Source organism: Gordonia sp. SMJS1, from assembly GCF_029866425.1.
GTDB classification, from domain to species: Bacteria; Actinomycetota; Actinomycetes; order Mycobacteriales; family Mycobacteriaceae; genus Gordonia; species Gordonia hongkongensis.
On the sequence record NZ_CP123381.1, the window covers coordinates 5,152,344 to 5,169,299 of the forward strand.

Here is a 16,956-nt window from a genome sequence, read left to right on the forward strand (position 1 = left end):
CGCCGGACCCTTCGTGACGCGCCCTCCGCAAGCTCCAAGCGCTCCGCAGGGAGCAGGACTGCCGCGCCCTCCGCAAGCTCCGAGCGCTCCTCCTGCCCACCGCAGCGCGCGGTCGGCGACCTTCGGATCACCGTAGGAGGAAACCGGATCGCCGATCGTGTCGAGGCTGCACGGTTCTGTGCTGTCCGTGACGCGGACCGGTTGTGAAGGCGGTCATGGCTCGGCGCCGTGTGCCCGCGCAACGTCTCTCAGTGTGGGGCGAGCGAGCCCCGCAGACTCCGCCGGACCGCGGCCCGGACGTCGGCGTCCGGGTCGTCGGCGGCGCCCTCGAGGATCCGCCGGACCACCGGATCGTCGCTCCACTCCGCGAGGGTGAGGGCGGCAGCCCGCCGGACGTCGTTGTGGACATCCGCGATCGCCTTCTCCAGCGCCGAGACCGTCGCCTCATCACGTGCGACCGCGAGCCCCCGCGCCGCACCGACGCGCACCTGCCATGCGGTCTCACGTAACGCGCGGACGAGGACCGGGCCGTCGACAGCGCCGTCACCCACGACCGCCATCGCGGAGAACGCCGCGGCCCGGACGAGGGGATCGCGGTCGGCTCCGAGTGTCCGGACGGCCTCCACACCACCGCCCCCGACCGTCGACAGCCCGTCGGCCACCGCGATCCGGACCTCACGGTCGGGATCCGTTGCCAGGCCGGCGATCAGCTCGGACTCATCCCGTGACACCAGCGCGCGGATGGCCTCGATCCGGACGCGGTGGTCGGAATCCCCTGTGGCGGAAGCGAACAGGTCGACCCGATCGGCGCGCACGGCCCGCAGCAGGTCGACGACGGTCGCACGCACGACCGGGTCCGGGGACTCGGCGTGATTGGCGAGCGCGGACACGAACTCCGCGGTCGGATCGATGATCTCCACGAGTTCCCGCAGCCCCTGCGTCGCCGCTCCGCGGACCGGTGCCGCGGCGTCGGCCAACGCCCGGACCACGGCCATCTCGAACCCATCCGGGGTGTTCTCGGTCAGCACCGCGATCGCGGTCCGGCGGACCGTCGGATCCGGGTCTGCCAGATAGCCGGCGAGATCGGCGGCGTGGGTCACCGCGGTTCCGAGCAGTTCGACGATCCTCGGTGACGCCGTTGCCGTGGACTCGTCCTTCCTCGTGGTCTCGCGCACCGGGCTCTCGACACCGCGGTAGCCCGGGCCCGTCCACACGACAGGTTGCTCGATCGCGATCACCGTCCGGTCGGCCGGCGGGATGTGGTCCAGCCCCTCGACATCGACCAGGAAGGGTTCGACCGGCCGACCGAGGAACTCCATCGTGCCGTCGGCGGCCTTGCGGACGTTCAGGTGGTAGCCCCACTCGTCGTCCCGGCGCTCGGGCAGATCGGCACGCTCGTGATAGAGACCCCAACGACTCTCGGTGCGCGTCAACGAGCTCCGGGCCGCCAGTTCGGCGCAGTCGCGGATGAACGACACCTCCGCACACCGCATCAGTTCGTGCGGGGTCCGCCCGCCCATCTGCTCGATCTCCGAGCGCATGCGCTCGAAGGTCTCGATGGCGATGGCGAGCTTGTTCGACGTCTTTGGCGGCGCCACATAGTCGTTGACGAATCGGCGCAGCTTGTACTCCACCTGTGGCTGGGGTGGGCCGTCGGGGTGGGTCAGCGGTCGGTAGATCAGCTCGTGGGCGGCGCGCAGTTGGTCCATCGGCAGTTCGGTGGGCGCGGCCAGGTCGCGGGCGGAGTCGCTGGCATGCTGACCGGTGAGCTCGCCGTAGACGAATGCGCCGATCATGTAGTTGTGCGGCACGCACGCGAGGTCGCCGGCCGCATACAGGCCGTCGACGGTGGTGCGTCCGTGCTCGTCGACCCAGACGCCGGACGCGGAATGTCCACTGCACAGACCGATCTCGGAGATGTGCATCTCGATGTCGTGGGTACGGTAGTCGTGTCCGCGGTTGCTGTGAAACGTTCCCCGCGTGGGTCGTTCGGTGGTGTGCAGGATCGACTCGAGCGAATCCAGCGTCTCGTCGGGAAGGTGACTGACCTTGAGATAGATCGGGCCGCGCGCCGACTCGATCTCGGACTTCACCTCCGCCATCATGTCGCCCGACCAATAGTCGGAATCGACGAACCGCTCACCGTCGGCGTTCACCTGGTACCCGCCGAACGGGTTCGCCACATACGCACACGCCGGGCCGTTGTAGTCCTTGATCAGCGGGTTGATCTGGAAGCACTCGATGCCGCTGAGCTCCGCGCCCGCGTGGTAGGCCATCGAGTAACCGTCGCCGGCGTTCGTCGGGTTCTCGTAGGTGCCGTAGAGGTACCCGGAGGCGGGCAGGCCCAGGCGGCCGCAGGGCCCGGTGGCGAGAATGACCGTCTTGGCTCCGATCTCGACGAACTCGCCGGTGCGCGTGTGCAACGCGGCCGCACCCACCGCGCGCCCGCCCGCGGTCAGGACCCGGACGGGCATCAGCCGGTTCTCGATCGTGATCTTCTCGCGCATGTCCCGCTTGCGCAGGACGCGGTACAGCGCCTTCTTCACGTCCTTGCCCTCGGGCATCGGCAGGACGTACGACCCCGACCGGTGCACCCGGCGGACCGCGTACTCGCCGTACTCGTCCTTCTCGAACTTCACGCCGTAGCGTTCCAGACGACCGATCATTGCAAAGCCGCGAGTCGCTGTCTGATACACCGTCTTCTGGTTCACGATGCCGTCATTGGCTCGAGTGATCTCGGCGACGTAATCCTCGGGGGTGGCCTTGCCGGGGATGACCGCGTTGTTCACCCCGTCCATCCCCATGGCGAGGGCCCCGGAGTGGCGAACATGCGCCTTGTCGAGCAGCAAGACCGACGCGCCGTTCTCGGCGGCGGTGAGAGCGGCCATCGTCCCGGCGGTCCCGCCGCCGATGACCAGCACGTCACAGTCGAGCCGACTCCGGTCGGCGATGTCTGGGATATCCACTGCCGGTTCACTTCTCCAATGCATCGAGGATGGTGCGGCGAAGCCGCCGGGTGGCGTCGTCCCCGCGGCGATCCGGGTCGCGAGGGTGCGGGACGTCGACGGTGGCGCGGACGGTCTCGCCCGCACGGCCCAGTACGACGACCCGGTCGCCCAACAGCAGCGCCTCGTCGACGTCGTGGGTCACGAAGACCACGGTCGACGGGTGCGCCGACAGGGTCTGCAGCAGCAATCGCTGCATGGCGGTCCGTGTCTGCGCGTCGAGCGCCCCGAAGGGTTCGTCCATCAGAACCGCTCTCGGCGACCCGGCGAGGCCACGGGCGAGCTGCACGCGCTGACGCATGCCGCCGGACAACGACTTCGGCAGGTGGTCGGCGAAGCCGTCCAGACCGATCTCGGTGATCCACTGCTCGGCCTGATCCCGGCGGTGTCGCCGCGGGACGCCGCGCAATGTCAACGCCAGCAAGATGTTCCCGCGTACCGTCCGCCAGGGGTGCAGCGCATCGTCCTGGAACACCATGGCCCGATCCCGAGACGTGGTGCCAACCGGGTCGCCGTCTGCCAGGATTCGACCGCCGCGGACCGGCAGGAGACCCGCGACGGCGCGGAGGATCGTGGACTTCCCGCACCCGGACGGTCCCGTCAGGACGACGATCTCGCCGGCGCCGACGACGAGGTCGAAACCGTCGATCACCGTCGAGTCCCCGTAACCGATCCGAATGTCCTCGAGATCGAGCCGCATCGCGGCGACCGAGTCCGCCGTCAATGCCGTTGTCGTGGGGGCCATCGTCGCTCCTGCCGTCGTCGGGGTCATCGTTGCTCCTGCCCTCGCGGCAGCCAGCGGGTGACCCGCCGACCGATCACCTCGATCAGCCCCGACGTCAGTGCGCCGAGCACGCCGATGGTCAGCATGCCGACGAACACCTGCGGGTAGTCGACCACCGTGTACGCCTGCCACGTCCGGTATCCGACCCCGAGCCGGCCGGAGATCATCTCGGCGGAGATGAGGCAGATCCAGGCGACGCCGACCCCGACCGACAGCCCGCTGAACACACCCGGCGCGATGCCGGGCAGGATCACCCGGAGGACGACGTCTCGACGGGTGCCGCCCATCGTCCGCACCGAGTCCTCCCAGATCGTGGGCAGCGCCCGGACGGCATGGCGAGTCGCAACGAGGATGGGGAAGAACGCCGCGGCGAAGGTGATGAAGACCATGCCGGCCTCGTCGGTCGGCAACACCAGGATCGCGACCGGTACCAGGGCGATCGCCGGGATCGGACGGAGCACCTCGGTGAGGGTGCCGACCGTGAGTCGCGCTGTCCCGGAGCGGCCGAGGGCGATTCCCACCGGGATGCCGACGCAGACCGCCAGCGCGAATCCCGTACCGATCCGGATCAGCGACTGGCCGAGATCCAGGTAGTACTGCTCGGTGCCGAGAGCTGCCCAGAACGCATGGCCGACGTCGGTGAGCGAGGGAATGGTGTCGAACCTGGCCCACAGAACCACATCGTGCGTGGTCAGCAGCTGCCAGACGACACCGGCCACCACCAGGACCAGTATCCGGACTCCCCAGTGCCAGTATCGGTTCGACCCGTCCGGGGTCCGGGCCGGCACCGAATCGGTGGCCGTGTCGTCGACGGCGACCGATCCGATCGTCGCGGTGGTCATGACACGACTCCGGCAAGTGCCTGCTCGTACGTCACGTCGACGGCACCGGGATGCGTCGCGCGGTACTGTCGCGCGCTGTCGGTCGTGGTGAACGCGACGTACCGGTCACCCTCCCGCAGCCACACCGCCTTGTCGGCGAACCAGCGGGTCCCGAGCTGCGGGTCCGAGATGTAGGCGGCCCGGACTTCCTGCCCTTGTCGTCGAGCCTGTGCGACCCCGCGCAGCAAGCAGGTCGGATCAGCGGCGGGCTGGGTCCGCTCCTGTCCGCGCAACCAGATCTCACCGGCGGTCGCCGGGTCGACCGCGACCCCGCAGACCGGGTCGTCACCACGAGTGACGGAAGCATTGCCGCTGCGGCTCAGGGCTTCCGAGTAGTCGACGCCGGCCGCGGCGAAGGTCTCCTGCAGCGGCCCCGGATCGACGAAGGTGTCCAGGTCGATCTCGTGGGGGAAGCTGCCGATGGACTTCAGGTAGGGGACGTCGTTGCGCAGCGCCTCGACGAGGCCCGACTTGATGGCCGGATTGAAGTCCGTTCCGCCCGGGCCGTTGTAGAGGTAGACGACCTCGGCCGGGAGACCGCTGTTCTCCGCGACGAGTTCGGCGGCGGCGAGCGGGTCGCGGGTCAGGGACTCGGTCGAATCGAGCTGCGCGCGCAGGAAGGCCTGGACCACGTCCGGGTTCTCCTGCGCGTAGGCAGATCTCGCGACGACGCCGTGCAGGGTCGGAACCCCGAGCTGGGCTCCGTCATAGAGCAACCGAGCCTTGTCCTGGAAGACCAGGAGTCCGGGCCAGGCCACGAACTGGGCCAGGGCATCCGCCTTGCCCGACTCGAGCGCCGACGCGCCCACCTGCGGCTGTTGGTTCTGCACCTGCACCCCGGTGGTGGGGTCGATCCCAACGCGGTCGAGGGCCTGCACGAGCGTCCCGTGACCGGCCGATCCGACGCTGGCCGAGATTGACTTCCCGCGTAGATCGGCGATCGTCGTGGCCGGTGAATTCTGCGGGACCACAACCATGTTCAGCGAACCCCGCGGGCTGGATCCCGTGACCGACAGCATCTCGGTGCGGGTCTTCTCCTCGGCACCGGCACGGGATCCGTTGATCAGCAACGGATAGTCACCCATCGACCCGATGTCGATCTTGCCCGCGATCATCCCGGTCGTGATCGGCGCGCCGGTGTCGAAGTCCTGCCACTCGACCGTGTACTCCTGGCCGGTCCGCTCGGTGACCTCGGCGAGCCGCTTCTCGAACTGACCTTCCGCGCGTAGCAGGGTCCCGGCGGTCACCGTGTTGATCGTCTTCGACTGATAACCGACGACGACCCGGATGGCGTCGGTGTCACCGGTGTCCTCCAGCGAGCAGGCGGCACTGCCGAGGGCGACGGCGAGCGTGACGGTGATCGCCGCCAGTTGTCGGGATCGGAGACGTGTTCTCATCGGACGTCCTTTGGGCTGGGACCATGGGCATGGGTGATCGCCGCCGGTTGCGTTGCAGTACCGGCGTTGTGGGGCAGGAGATTTCAGCGGAGCAGATAGGGCATGTTGACGGTGACCGCACCCGTCGGGCATCGGACCGCGCACGGCCCGCAGTACCAACACTCGTCGACATGCATGAAGGCCTTGCCCGATTCCGGGTTGATCGCCAGCGAGTCGAGAGGACAGACCTCGACGCAGAGGGTGCAGCCCTCGATGCACAGCGATTCGTCGATGGTGACCGGCACGTCGACCCGGTTGTTGACCTGACTCATGAGCCGGCCGCCTCGCGTCGGGCGGTGCTCCGCAGACAGACTCGGTCACTGCGCATCCGGATGTACTCGAGATCGACGGGGCGGCTCTCGTGCGCGAGATGGGTCAGTCGTTCGAGCAGCAGCAGCGAGGTACCCGAACCGATCTCGAGATGCGCCGCCGAATGCGGGTCGGCGTCGACGGCCTCCACCGTCATCGTCGCGTGTCCGAGGGGTCCGCCGGCGATCTGCTCGAGAAGCGTGAACACGTCGTTGTTCTCGAGGTCGTGCTCGAGCAGCGGGATGCCGAGGTCCGGTACGAGATACGTGATGTCCAGGCTGATCGGCTCGTCGTCGAGGTAACGCAGCCGTTCGATGTAGACGGCCTGCGCGTCGGCGAGTTGCAGCCGTCTCGCGACGGCGCGGGGGGCATCGACGAGGGTGGCGATCTTGACCGTGTTGCGCACCTCGCCGTGCAAGCGGAATGTCTCTTTCAGTCCCTGCAGGGCATCGAGCCCATGATCGAGTTTGCGAGCCACCACGTGGGTGCCGATCCGTGGCGCTCGCTCGATCAGTCGTTCCTCGGTGAGGATCGCGAGTGCATCGCGGATGGTGTTGCGGGAGACGTTGAAGTCGGCGATGAGGGTGCGTTCGTCGAGCGACTCGGCGAGGTCGCCGTCGTGGATCTGTCGCCGGAGCACGTCGGCGACCATACGGGCGTTGTCCGCCCGGAGCCGTCCGGCTGCTGTGGTCCTGAGCTGCATGGATGGCACGATAACGTGATCGCGCCGGCCCCGGAATGCCTGTGCGCGGCGCTGGTCGCGACCCGGGGCGAATGCGCCACCGGCGGTACGCCGTGACCTGCGGCCCGTGCTCGGCCGCAGGTCATTGCGCCACCCTCGTGCGCCTCGGTCCGATTAGAATCACCGCGCTCACAATGCGGTGTCGGCCCCCCGGGTCAGCGCGGTTGCGTCGCGTCGACCGCTCGCAGCACCGTCCGCGAGACCGCATCGGGGCGAGAGACCAGTGAGGCGTGCGAGGCGTTGACCTCCGCGGTGCGCCCGGGTGCGGCTCGTCCGGCCAGGAATCGCTGCAGCGCCGGTGGGATCACCCGATCCTGCTGCGAGACGAGGTACCAGCTGGGCACCCGTGCCCACGACGGCGGTCCGGACGGTTCCAGGTTGGCGCGGAGCGCGGCGGATTTCTGGTGGGCGAACATGTCGGCGGCGACCGCGGGCGACACGTCCTGCGCGAAGATCTCCCGGAAGTACGGGCGCGCGATGTAACCGTCGACGTTGCGTCCGGCCACGCCGGTCGGGTCGTTCTCGACCACCGTCAGCTGCAGGGCCGGCGGAAGGAGCCGGCTACCGGGATAGGTGATCGGGTTCAGCAGCCCCTGGACGAACTCGCCCGTGGTCGGCGCGAAGGCGGCGATGTAGACGTTGGCACGGACGTCGGGGTCCTGGGTGTTGGTGATGACGAAGCCGCCGTAGGAGTGACCGACGAGGACGATCGGTCCGTCGATCGTCGCCAGCTTCTTCTCGAGCTACTCGGAGTCGTAGGCCGGGGACCGGAGCGGATTGTCGAAGGTCTGGACCGCCAGTCCCCTGCTGCGCAGATCCTGCGCGACGTCGCGCCAGCCCGACGAATCCGCGAACGCCCCGTGCACCAGGACGACGGTCGGGGCCGACGGCTGGGCGTGGGCGGGGACCACCGACAGGCCGACGGCCGCGGCCATCAGCGTCGAGACGAGTACTGCCCGTCCGGCCAGTTTCCGGAGCGCGATTCTGGGGTTCATACCGACGGCCTTTCCAGGGGAGAACGGGGTCGAGCTGGACCTTAACCACTCCGGCGGGCACCGATCTGGTCACGAGCGCACGGTTCTGTGCTGTCCGCGCACGATCTGGTGACGCCGTCGACGGGCATCGGGTGTTCCGACCACTCGCCGGCGATGACCACTACTCTTGCCCTCATGACCAAGCGAACCGAACCGGACGCCGAGATCGACATCAAACCGCGTAGTCGCGACGTCACGGACGGCTTGGAGAAGACCGCGGCCCGCGGCATGCTCCGCGCGGTGGGCATGGGCGACGACGACTGGGTGAAACCGCAGATCGGCGTCGGGTCGTCGTGGAACGAGATCACGCCCTGCAACCTGTCGCTCGACCGGCTGGCCAAGGCGGTCAAAGAAGGTGTGCACGAGGGCGGCGGGTATCCGCTCGAGTTCGGCACCATCTCGGTCTCCGACGGCATCTCGATGGGTCACGAGGGCATGCACTTCTCGCTGGTGTCCCGTGAGGTGATCGCCGACAGCGTCGAAACCGTCATGAGCGCCGAGCGGTTGGACGGTTCGGTCCTGCTGGCCGGTTGTGACAAGTCCCTGCCCGGCATGCTGATGGCCGCGGCCCGGCTCGACCTCGCGTCGGTGTTCCTCTACGCCGGGTCGACGCTGCCCGGATACGCGACGCTGTCCGACGGCAAAGAGCGTCAGGTGACCATCATCGACGCCTTCGAGGCGGTCGGCGCGTGCTCGCGGGGACTGATGAGCCGGGAGGACGTCGACACCATCGAGCGCGCGATCTGCCCGGGTGAGGGTGCGTGCGGCGGCATGTACACCGCCAACACGATGGCCAGCGCGGCCGAGGCACTCGGGATGTCGATCCCGGGCAGTGCCGCGCCCCCGGCCCCGGACAAGCGCCGCGACCAGTTCGCCCGCCAGAGCGGGGTCGCCGTCGTCGAGATGCTGCGCCGCGGTATCACCGCGCGCGACATCATGACCCGCGAGGCCTTCGAGAACGCGATCGCCGTGGTGATGGCGTTCGGCGGCTCGACCAATGCCGTGCTCCACCTCCTCGCCATCGCCAACGAGGCCGAGGTCGAACTGTCGCTCGACGACTTCATCAGCGTCGGCAGCCGGGTTCCGCACCTCGCCGACGTCAAGCCGTTCGGCCGGCACGTGATGACCGACGTCGATCGCATCGGCGGTGTGCCGGTGGTGATGAAGGCACTCCTCGACGCGGGCCTCCTGCACGGCGACTGCCTGACGGTGACCGGATCGACGGTCGCCGAGAACCTGGCGCACATCGCGCCGCCGGACCCGGACGGCCAGGTTCTGCGGGCCACGAAGTCCCCCATCCATCCCACCGGCGGCATCACGATCCTCAAGGGATCGCTCGCACCAGAGGGCGCGGTGGTGAAGTCCGCCGGCTTCGACTCCGACGTCTTCGAGGGAACGGCACGGGTTTTCGACCGCGAACGCGCCGCGATGGACGCACTCGAAGACGGCACGATCACCGCCGGGGACGTCGTCGTCATCCGGTACGAAGGCCCGAAGGGCGGACCGGGCATGCGGGAGATGCTCGCGATCACCGGCGCCATCAAGGGCGCGGGTCTCGGCAAGGACGTGCTGTTGATGACCGACGGCCGGTTCTCCGGCGGCACCACCGGTCTGTGCGTGGGTCACATCGCGCCGGAGGCCGTCGACGGCGGACCGATCGCTCTGGTCCGCGACGGCGACCGGATTCGGCTCGACGTCGGCCGCGGTCTCCTCGACCTCCTCGTCGACGACGACGAACTCGCTTCGCGCGCACAGGAGTTCACTCCCCTGCCCCCGCGGTACACGCGCGGCGTGCTGGCGAAGTACTCCAAGCTCGTCACCTCGGCGTCGCAAGGGGCGGTCTGCCGCTGAGCGCGGTACCGGTCCCGCTGGACCCCTTGAACCCCGGTGCCGGCGTCAGGTTGCGGTTTGTCCCGGATTGCGGGACAAATCGCAACGGGATCTCCGGTGACCGCCGTCGAATGCGCCTACAGTCTCTGGCATGGCCAAAGACCGTGGCACCCCGAAACCCACCACTGGGAAATCGTCCGCGCTGTCGAAGGTGTCTCTGCCGCAATGGATTGCACTCGGACTGACCGTTCTCGCGGTGGTCTTCATCGTGCAGAACCGGACCACGGTGCGCATCGACCTGTTCTGGGTGAGTGTCGAGTCCCCGCTGTGGTTCATCCTGGCCGTGGTCTTTCTCGTCGGCTGGGTCGTCGGCGTACTCGCCGCGCGCGGTCGCTACCGGCAGCGCCGTCCGCACTGAACCGAACGCCGCCGCGCCGACGAATCCGCGAGCCCCCTCACGACGACCGACCGGACGGCAAGGCCTTTCGCGGGGTGAGGTGACCGAGCAGCCAGTCGTAGATCGCGTCGCTGTTCAGCAGGGTGAAATGGTGCGCGTTGCCGATGTGGAACCCCTCCTGGAACTTCAGCCCGCGACGCTGCCGCGTGTGCTGCCCGCGCCCACTCGGCGCGAGCACCAGGCCGTCACCCAGCAGACGCCCGACCGGGTGGTCGGGGTCGCGGGTGATCGTCGCGGTGACGAAGAGATGGCGAGCGCCCGCCAGCAGCGGCACGTCGGCGCCGGGCGGCTGTGACCACGCGTCCGGGTCGTGACCTATCCAGTCGTCATCGGTCAGGCTGCCGTGGAACAGGTCTCGCACCCCGGCACTCCGACGACGCAACAATGAGCCGATCGGGCGGGTGACCGGCGTCCGGTTCAGCGCATTCGTGGCCAGGTGGACACCGCGAGCGAGTGGAGCCCCGAGGTGCGGCGTGCCGAGGCACACCGTCTCCGACACCAGGCCCGTCCAGTAGTCGCCGCGCTGATCGGCTGCGTGGCAAGCACTTCGGACAACCAACCCACCCATCGAATGCCCGATGAGGGTCAGTCGTGTCACCGGCGTCGGCCAGAGCAGGACGAGTGCGTCGAGAAGGTCGGCGAGGGCGCGGCCGTTCTCGCTGATGTGGCGACCGGTGTTGTAACGGACCTGGACCTCGGTGGCGCCGATGTCGTGGGTCAGCCGCTCGCCGTAGGTCGGTTGCCGGGCGCCGGGAGCGGAGCGAGCGGGCCCAGTTCGGCGGGCGCCGGGAGCGGAGCGAGCGGGCCCAGTCTGCTTCGGTCTGAGCGACCACGCGAACTCCGACTCCATCAGGCCGTGCAGGAACACGACGACGTGTCCACCCGCGTCGGGGAAGCCATCGCGGAGCGACTCGACGTCGAGGGAGACCGGCCGGCCGTCGACGCGGATCGACATGTCGGCCGTGAGGGGCGAGTCCGCGGTGTCCAGTTCATCGCCGATGAGACCGTTGAGGATGCCGAGGAGCACCGCGCCTCGAGGGGTGTGCGAGGGCGCGCGGCCCTCCGACCAGGGCACATGGTCCGCAGCCGACCGGCCGGCGTCGAGGGCAGCGGTGATCGAGTTGTACGTCCCCTCGCTGACGGCGTCATGCACCATCCGCGCGGTGTCGACGGAACTCCCCAGGACAGGCCGGAGCATCCGGAAGACGCCCCCGGCGATGACGCGGTGCATCGCTCCGACGCCGCGCGTCGCAGCGCCGGCCTCGTACAGCCCGAGATCGGTGAGGGCCCGCAGCTCGGACTCACGCGTGGTCGTGGCGGTCATGCCCCGAGTGTACAGATGTGCACTCAATTGCGGACCGTCCGATCACAATCGCCGGGCAACGCAGATCCGATTGCGTTTTGTCCCGGCTACCGGGACAAAACGCAAGGGGATCTCAGGCGGCCAGTCTCCGCGCCCGGAACACCACGTCGTGGGTGTGGTGACCTCCTCCTGCGGCCCGTCCACGTGCCCGCGTCTCGTCGGTGACGATTTCCCAACCGTCGCCGAGCAGTCCCGCGAAATCAGCGGGTTGGACGTAGGCATCAGGGTCGAAGCCATGTGCACGCACACCCTCGGGGGCGTGTGCCACGACGAGCAGGGACCCGCCGGGGCCGACGGCTTCGACCAGCCGCCGCGCGGCGTCCAAACCCTCCTTCGGGATCGGAAAGTAGTGCAGCGTCACGAGGTCGACGCCGGCCGCCGGGACGTCATCGGCGATCACGTCTGCACGCAACCACGTGATCGACGGCCGCGGGTCGATCTCACGGGCCCGATCCACCGCGACCTGCGAGATGTCGAGGGCCGTGACCTGCCATCCGCGATCGGCGAGCCATCGGGCGTCGGCACCCTCACCCGACCCGACGTCGAGCGCGGTGCCCGGTTCGATGTCCGACACCTCGGCGACGAGCGCGGGGTTGACGTCGGAGGTCCACAGACGGTCCGCGCTGCGGTACCGCTCGTCCCACCCTTCGGCGGTTCCCGGATCGTTGCTCCCCCGGGACTCGGTCGCGGCCTCGGGGCGATGGCTGTTCTCGGTGGTCATGCCTTCGACTGTGGCACGCACCGTCGTGAGCGGCAAGGACGGTTGCCGATCCGGCAAGAAGTGATGGTGGAGGGAGACCCCGGGTCAGTGCACCACGCCCGCGATCCGCCGGATGGCCTCGGTGAGCACGTCGGCCGAGCACGCGACGTTGAGACGGGCGAACCCCGCCCCCGGTCCACCGAAGGCCGGTCCGTAATGCAATGCAACGCGCCCCCGTTCGAGAATGACGAGCCCGGGGTCGTCGCCCAGCCCGGTCTCGCGGAAGTCGAGCCACGCGAGATACGACGCCTCCGGCCGCGTGTACCGGACCGACGGGAGATGCTGCGCGAGAAGCTGTTCGAGGAGATCGAAGCTTTCGCCGATGACCTCGAGGGTGGCGTCGAGCCACTCGTCACCGTGCACCAATGCCGCTTCGGTCGCAGCGCGGCCCAGAATGCTCGTGCGATAGCGCACCTCGTCGGGTTGCCGCGTGATCAGAGCCCGGCCCCGATCCGACGCGACTACCGTGAGCGCGCACTTGGCACCGGCGAGATTGAAGGCTTTGCTCGCCGAATGTGCGGCCACGCCGACGTCACGCGCCGTGTCGCTCACCGCGAGGAACGGAACGAACTCCACGCCGGGGTGGACCAGGGGCGCATGGATCTCGTCACTGACGACGGTCGCGCCATGTGCCGCGGCCAAGTCGGCCAATCGCGCGAGGTCGGTGGCGTCGTGGACGAGGCCGAGCGGATTGTGCGGGTGGCACAGTAGGACCGCCCGGGCGCCGGCGGCGAGGGCGCGTTCGATGCCCGCCAGATCCATCCGCCAGGCAGTCGACGACGACCCGCGTTCCTCGAGGAGGGGCACCTCGAGCACACGACCGCCGGCCTCGGGGACGAGTTCGAAGAACGGCGGATAGACCGGCGGCATCAGGACGACGCCGTCGCCGGGACTGATCGCGACGCGCAGACTCTCGACGATGACGACGCTCACGTCGGTCGTCGAGCTGACGTCAGCCGGATCCACCCGCCACCCCCACCGACGGTCTGCGAACCCGGCGAAGGCCTCCCCTGCCGAACCCGAGGTCGCCGCGTAACCGATGTCGGACGCACGTACCCGGTCGACGATGGCGTCGGCGACCACCGGTGCGAGCGGATAGTCCATCTCCGCGATGAACAGCGGTAGTACGTCGTCGGGGTGCGTGCTCCACTTCGCGCTCGTACGACGACGTAGTTCGTCGAGCGGCGGCGCGACCGGTCTGATGCTCACCGCTACTTCGTACCGCCGATGTCGACGCGGCACCACCAGTGCGCTGCCACCACGTCCGTCGACGATTCCGCCGTCAGCGGGCAGACTGGTCGGCATGGCCTTCCCCATTCGCATCGGTGTCCAGATCCAGCCCCAGCACGCACCCGAGTACTCGCTGATCCGTGACGCGGTCCGCCGCGCCGAGGACACGGGCGTCGACATCGCGTTCAACTGGGATCACTTCTATCCGCTCTACGGCGCCCCCGAGGGCGAGCACTTCGAGTGCTGGACGATGCTCGGCGCCTGGGCCGAGCAGACGTCGCGCGTGGAGATCGGCGCGCTGGTGACCTGCAACTCCTACCGCAATCCGGAGTTGCTCGCCGACATGGCCCGCACGGTCGACCACATCAGCGGCGGCCGCCTGATCCTGGGTGTCGGAGCCGGCTGGTTCCAGAAGGACTACGACGAGTACGGCTACGACTTCGGCACCGTCGGTTCCCGGTTGAACGATTTCGGTGCCGCCCTCCCGCGGATCAAGTCGCGGCTGGCCAAGCTGAATCCGGTTCCCACCCGCGACATCCCGATCCTCATCGGCGGCAGCGGCGAGAAGAAGACGCTGCGCTACATCGCCGAGCACGGCGACGTCTGGCACGGCTTCAACGACGTCGAGCAGTACCGGCACAAGTCCAAGGTGCTCGCCGAGCACTGCGCCGCCGTGGGTCGAGATCCCGAGACCATCGAGCGGTCGTCGGGCGTGCAGTTCGACGGGGACACCGACGCGCTGCTGCGCGATGCGGATGCACTCGCCGACGAGGGCGTCACGCTGCTGACCGTCGGTGTGACCGGCCCCAACTACGACCTCACCGCACTCGAGGCGCTGTGCCGGTGGCGCGACTCGCGGAACTGACCGCGTAGCACCCGGGCGCATCCGCGCCCGGGTGCCGACACTCCCCCGAAGGCGTCGACGACACCGCACGCCCGCACGGCTAGGTTTGTGATCATGCATCGAGTGCCGGCACTTCGGGAACTGCTGACACGCGCGGCTTCGGCGGTCGCGCTGACGGGACTGCTGGGCGTCCTCATGGCCCTGGCGTCTCCCGGCGCGGCGTCGGCGGAGCCGCCCACCCGGCTGCCGAACTACGTCGTCGACTCCGCCGACGCGATCTCCCCGGCGCAGCGCACCGAACTCGAGACGGCCATCGATTCGCTCTACAACGCCCACGCGGTCCAGATGTGGATCGTGTACGTCCGCGATTTCGACGGTCTGACCAGCGAGGAATGGGCGGATCGGACCGCTGCCGCCAGCGAGCTGGGTGACCATGACGCCCTGCTCGCCGTCGCCACCGAGGACCGGGCGTATCGGTTCTTCGCACCGGACAGTGTGGGCGGTCTCGATCAATCGACTCTCGAAGAAGTGGCCAACGACGACGTCGTCCCGCAGTTGCGTGAGGCGAACTGGGCAGGTGCGGGCCTGGCGGCGGTCAACGGGCTGTCCGGCGCACTCGATCCGAACCACACCGGCCTGATCGCAGCCGGCGTCGTCGGCGGCGTGGCCGTCCTCGGCGGCGGCGGCGCGTACCTCTACTCCCGACGCCGCAGGCAGCGTCGTATCGACGACAGCGTCGAGACCCTGCGCGAGCAGGAACTGACCGTCGACCAGTTGGCCGCGCAACCCGTCGAGGTGCTCGACCCGTGGTCGCGTGAGGTGCTCACCGACCTCGACAACGCCATCCGTACCAGCAAGGAGGAGCTGGACTTGGCGGTCGGCGAGTTCGGTGAGGCCGAGACGGCTCCGTTCACCGACACCGTGCGGCACGCCGAACAGGCGCTCGGACGGGCGTTCGGGCTGCGCCAGCGTCTCGATGACAACGTTCCCGAGACCGACGACGAACGACGCTCGATGCTCGTCCAGATCATCACCACCTGCACCGAGATCGACAGCACGCTGGACGACCACGTCGAGAACTTCGACGCGATGCGCAACCTCCTCATCAATGCGGACTCGCGATTCGACGCCATCACCCAGCAACTCATCGGTCTACGCGCCCGTCTGGAGACGGCGACGCAGCAGCTGACCGAGCTCATCGGCAAGCACGGCGAGGCCACGTTGACCTCCATCCTCGACAACGTCGATCTTGCCCGAGCCCAGATCGACTTCGCCGAGGCGACCGCGGATCAGGGGCGCGCCGCCATCGCCGCACCGGTGGGTCAGCAGGGACCGGCCGTCGCTGCGATCAGGTCGGCCGAGGGATCGATCGAGCAGGCGACCACGCTGCTCGACGCCATCGATCACGCAGATGCGAACATCGCCGTCGCCCGCTCGCGAATGCCGACGCTCATCGCCGAGGTGGACGACGAACTGGCCGAGGCCAACGCCCTGGCACAGACCGGCGGGACCTCGCTGGTGACTGCGATCGAGGTCGCGAGCGCCGCGGTCGCGAATGCCCGCAGCAACTTCGACGCCGATCCGCTGGGTACCTTCACGGCGCTCGTCGACGCCGATGCCGATCTCGACGACGCACTCGCCGCGGCCCGGGACGCCGCTGCCGAACGCATCCGTCGAGCACAGGTCCTCACCGCGGCACTCGAATCGGCGGAGGCCAAGGTGACAGCGGCCGCCGACTTCATCGGCACCCGGCGGGGGGCCGTGCAGTCCACGGCACGGACCCGACTGGCGGAAGCGCAGCGGCTTCTGCAGTCCGCGACGGACGCCGCTGCCACCGATGCACCGGTGGCGACCGCGACCGCACGTCGCGCCGGTTCCCTGGCCGACCAGGCGCTCATGGCCGCTCAGACCGACGTCGTCGACTGGCAGTCGCAACAGCGACATCCGGGCGGCTCGTCCACCGCCGGTGCGGTCCTCGGCGGAATCCTCGTCGACAGCTTTCTACGCGGCACCGTCGCGGGACGCGGGGGCGGCTTCGGTGGCGGCGGTTTCGGCGGGGGTTTCGGCGGGGGCGGTTTCGGAAGCGGCGGACGCAGCCCCGGTTCCTTCGGCGGCTCCGGGTCCTCGGGCCGGATCGGAACCGGCGGGCGGTTCTAGGCCCCGGCGCCGGAAGCGCAGCGAGCGGGCCGAATCAGCACGGCGCCGGGAGCGCAGCGAGCGGGCCGAATCAGCACGGCGCCGGGAGCGCAACGAGCGGGCCGAATCAGCACGGCGCCGGGAG

Annotated in this window: 13 protein-coding genes and 1 pseudogene; 4 read left to right on the plus strand and 10 right to left on the minus strand. The window is 69.0% G+C overall.

All coding sequences use genetic code 11. From position 1 onward, the window contains the following. Positions 1-248: 248 nt before the first annotated feature. The 7 genes and pseudogenes from QAD21_RS23265 to QAD21_RS23295 all read right to left on the minus strand — a co-directional run bounded on the left by QAD21_RS23265 (position 249) and on the right by QAD21_RS23295 (position 8,152). Positions 249-2,966, minus strand: coding sequence for a fumarate reductase/succinate dehydrogenase flavoprotein subunit (locus QAD21_RS23265; RefSeq protein WP_280360304.1), 2,718 nt, complete (start codon positions 2,964-2,966; stop codon positions 249-251). A gap of 7 nt (positions 2,967-2,973) precedes the next feature. Continuing rightward, the gene (locus QAD21_RS23270; RefSeq protein WP_137810945.1) at positions 2,974-3,750 is read right to left on the minus strand and encodes an ABC transporter ATP-binding protein; all 777 of its coding nucleotides are present in this window, start codon (positions 3,748-3,750) and stop codon (positions 2,974-2,976) included. A gap of 23 nt (positions 3,751-3,773) precedes the next feature. Then, the gene (locus QAD21_RS23275) at positions 3,774-4,631 is read right to left on the minus strand and encodes an ABC transporter permease (RefSeq protein ID WP_065631102.1); all 858 of its coding nucleotides are present in this window, start codon (positions 4,629-4,631) and stop codon (positions 3,774-3,776) included. Next, on the minus strand, positions 4,628-6,067 hold the full coding sequence (locus QAD21_RS23280) for an ABC transporter substrate-binding protein (RefSeq protein WP_137810944.1): 1,440 nt from the start codon (positions 6,065-6,067) through the stop codon (positions 4,628-4,630). Before QAD21_RS23280 ends, QAD21_RS23275 begins: the two co-directional genes overlap by 4 nt. An 83-nt stretch (positions 6,068-6,150) precedes the next feature. Then, positions 6,151-6,378, minus strand: a complete 228-nt coding sequence (locus tag QAD21_RS23285; protein WP_010843879.1) for a ferredoxin family protein — start codon at positions 6,376-6,378, stop codon at positions 6,151-6,153. Then, positions 6,375-7,067, minus strand: a complete 693-nt coding sequence (locus QAD21_RS23290) for a GntR family transcriptional regulator (RefSeq protein WP_137810947.1) — start codon at positions 7,065-7,067, stop codon at positions 6,375-6,377. Before QAD21_RS23290 ends, QAD21_RS23285 begins: the two co-directional genes overlap by 4 nt. A gap of 245 nt (positions 7,068-7,312) precedes the next feature. Continuing rightward, positions 7,313-8,152 (minus strand): annotated as a pseudogene (locus QAD21_RS23295) (alpha/beta hydrolase). A 174-nt stretch (positions 8,153-8,326) separates the two neighbouring features. On the opposite strand from QAD21_RS23295, the gene ilvD reads away from it, so the two are divergent. Continuing rightward, complete coding sequence (ilvD, locus tag QAD21_RS23300; RefSeq protein WP_065631105.1) at positions 8,327-10,042, plus strand: dihydroxy-acid dehydratase; 1,716 nt, start codon at positions 8,327-8,329, stop codon at positions 10,040-10,042. A gap of 130 nt (positions 10,043-10,172) precedes the next feature. Beyond that, on the plus strand, positions 10,173-10,439 hold the full coding sequence (locus tag QAD21_RS23305) for a LapA family protein (protein WP_065631106.1): 267 nt from the start codon (positions 10,173-10,175) through the stop codon (positions 10,437-10,439). Positions 10,440-10,476: 37 nt separating this feature from the next. Here QAD21_RS23305 and QAD21_RS23310 read toward each other — a convergent pair whose 3' ends face one another. The 3 genes from QAD21_RS23310 to QAD21_RS23320 all read right to left on the minus strand — a co-directional run bounded on the left by QAD21_RS23310 (position 10,477) and on the right by QAD21_RS23320 (position 13,810). Continuing rightward, positions 10,477-11,802: an alpha/beta hydrolase gene (locus QAD21_RS23310; RefSeq protein WP_280360305.1), complete on the minus strand. Its 1,326-nt coding sequence runs from the start codon at positions 11,800-11,802 to the stop codon at positions 10,477-10,479. Positions 11,803-11,914: 112 nt separating this feature from the next. Beyond that, positions 11,915-12,562, minus strand: coding sequence for a class I SAM-dependent methyltransferase (locus QAD21_RS23315; protein WP_226511951.1), 648 nt, complete (start codon positions 12,560-12,562; stop codon positions 11,915-11,917). Positions 12,563-12,646: 84 nt separating this feature from the next. Beyond that, on the minus strand, positions 12,647-13,810 hold the full coding sequence (locus tag QAD21_RS23320; RefSeq protein WP_280360306.1) for an aminotransferase class I/II-fold pyridoxal phosphate-dependent enzyme: 1,164 nt from the start codon (positions 13,808-13,810) through the stop codon (positions 12,647-12,649). 94 nt (positions 13,811-13,904) lie between these two features. Between QAD21_RS23320 and QAD21_RS23325 the strand changes: the two genes are divergently transcribed. Continuing rightward, positions 13,905-14,696 carry an LLM class F420-dependent oxidoreductase gene (locus QAD21_RS23325; protein WP_280360307.1) on the plus strand — a complete coding sequence of 264 codons (792 nt, stop codon included), beginning with the start codon at positions 13,905-13,907 and terminating at the stop codon, positions 14,694-14,696. A gap of 93 nt (positions 14,697-14,789) precedes the next feature. Further along, on the plus strand, positions 14,790-16,832 hold the full coding sequence (locus QAD21_RS23330; RefSeq protein WP_280360308.1) for a TPM domain-containing protein: 2,043 nt from the start codon (positions 14,790-14,792) through the stop codon (positions 16,830-16,832). Positions 16,833-16,956: the final 124 nt, after the last annotated feature.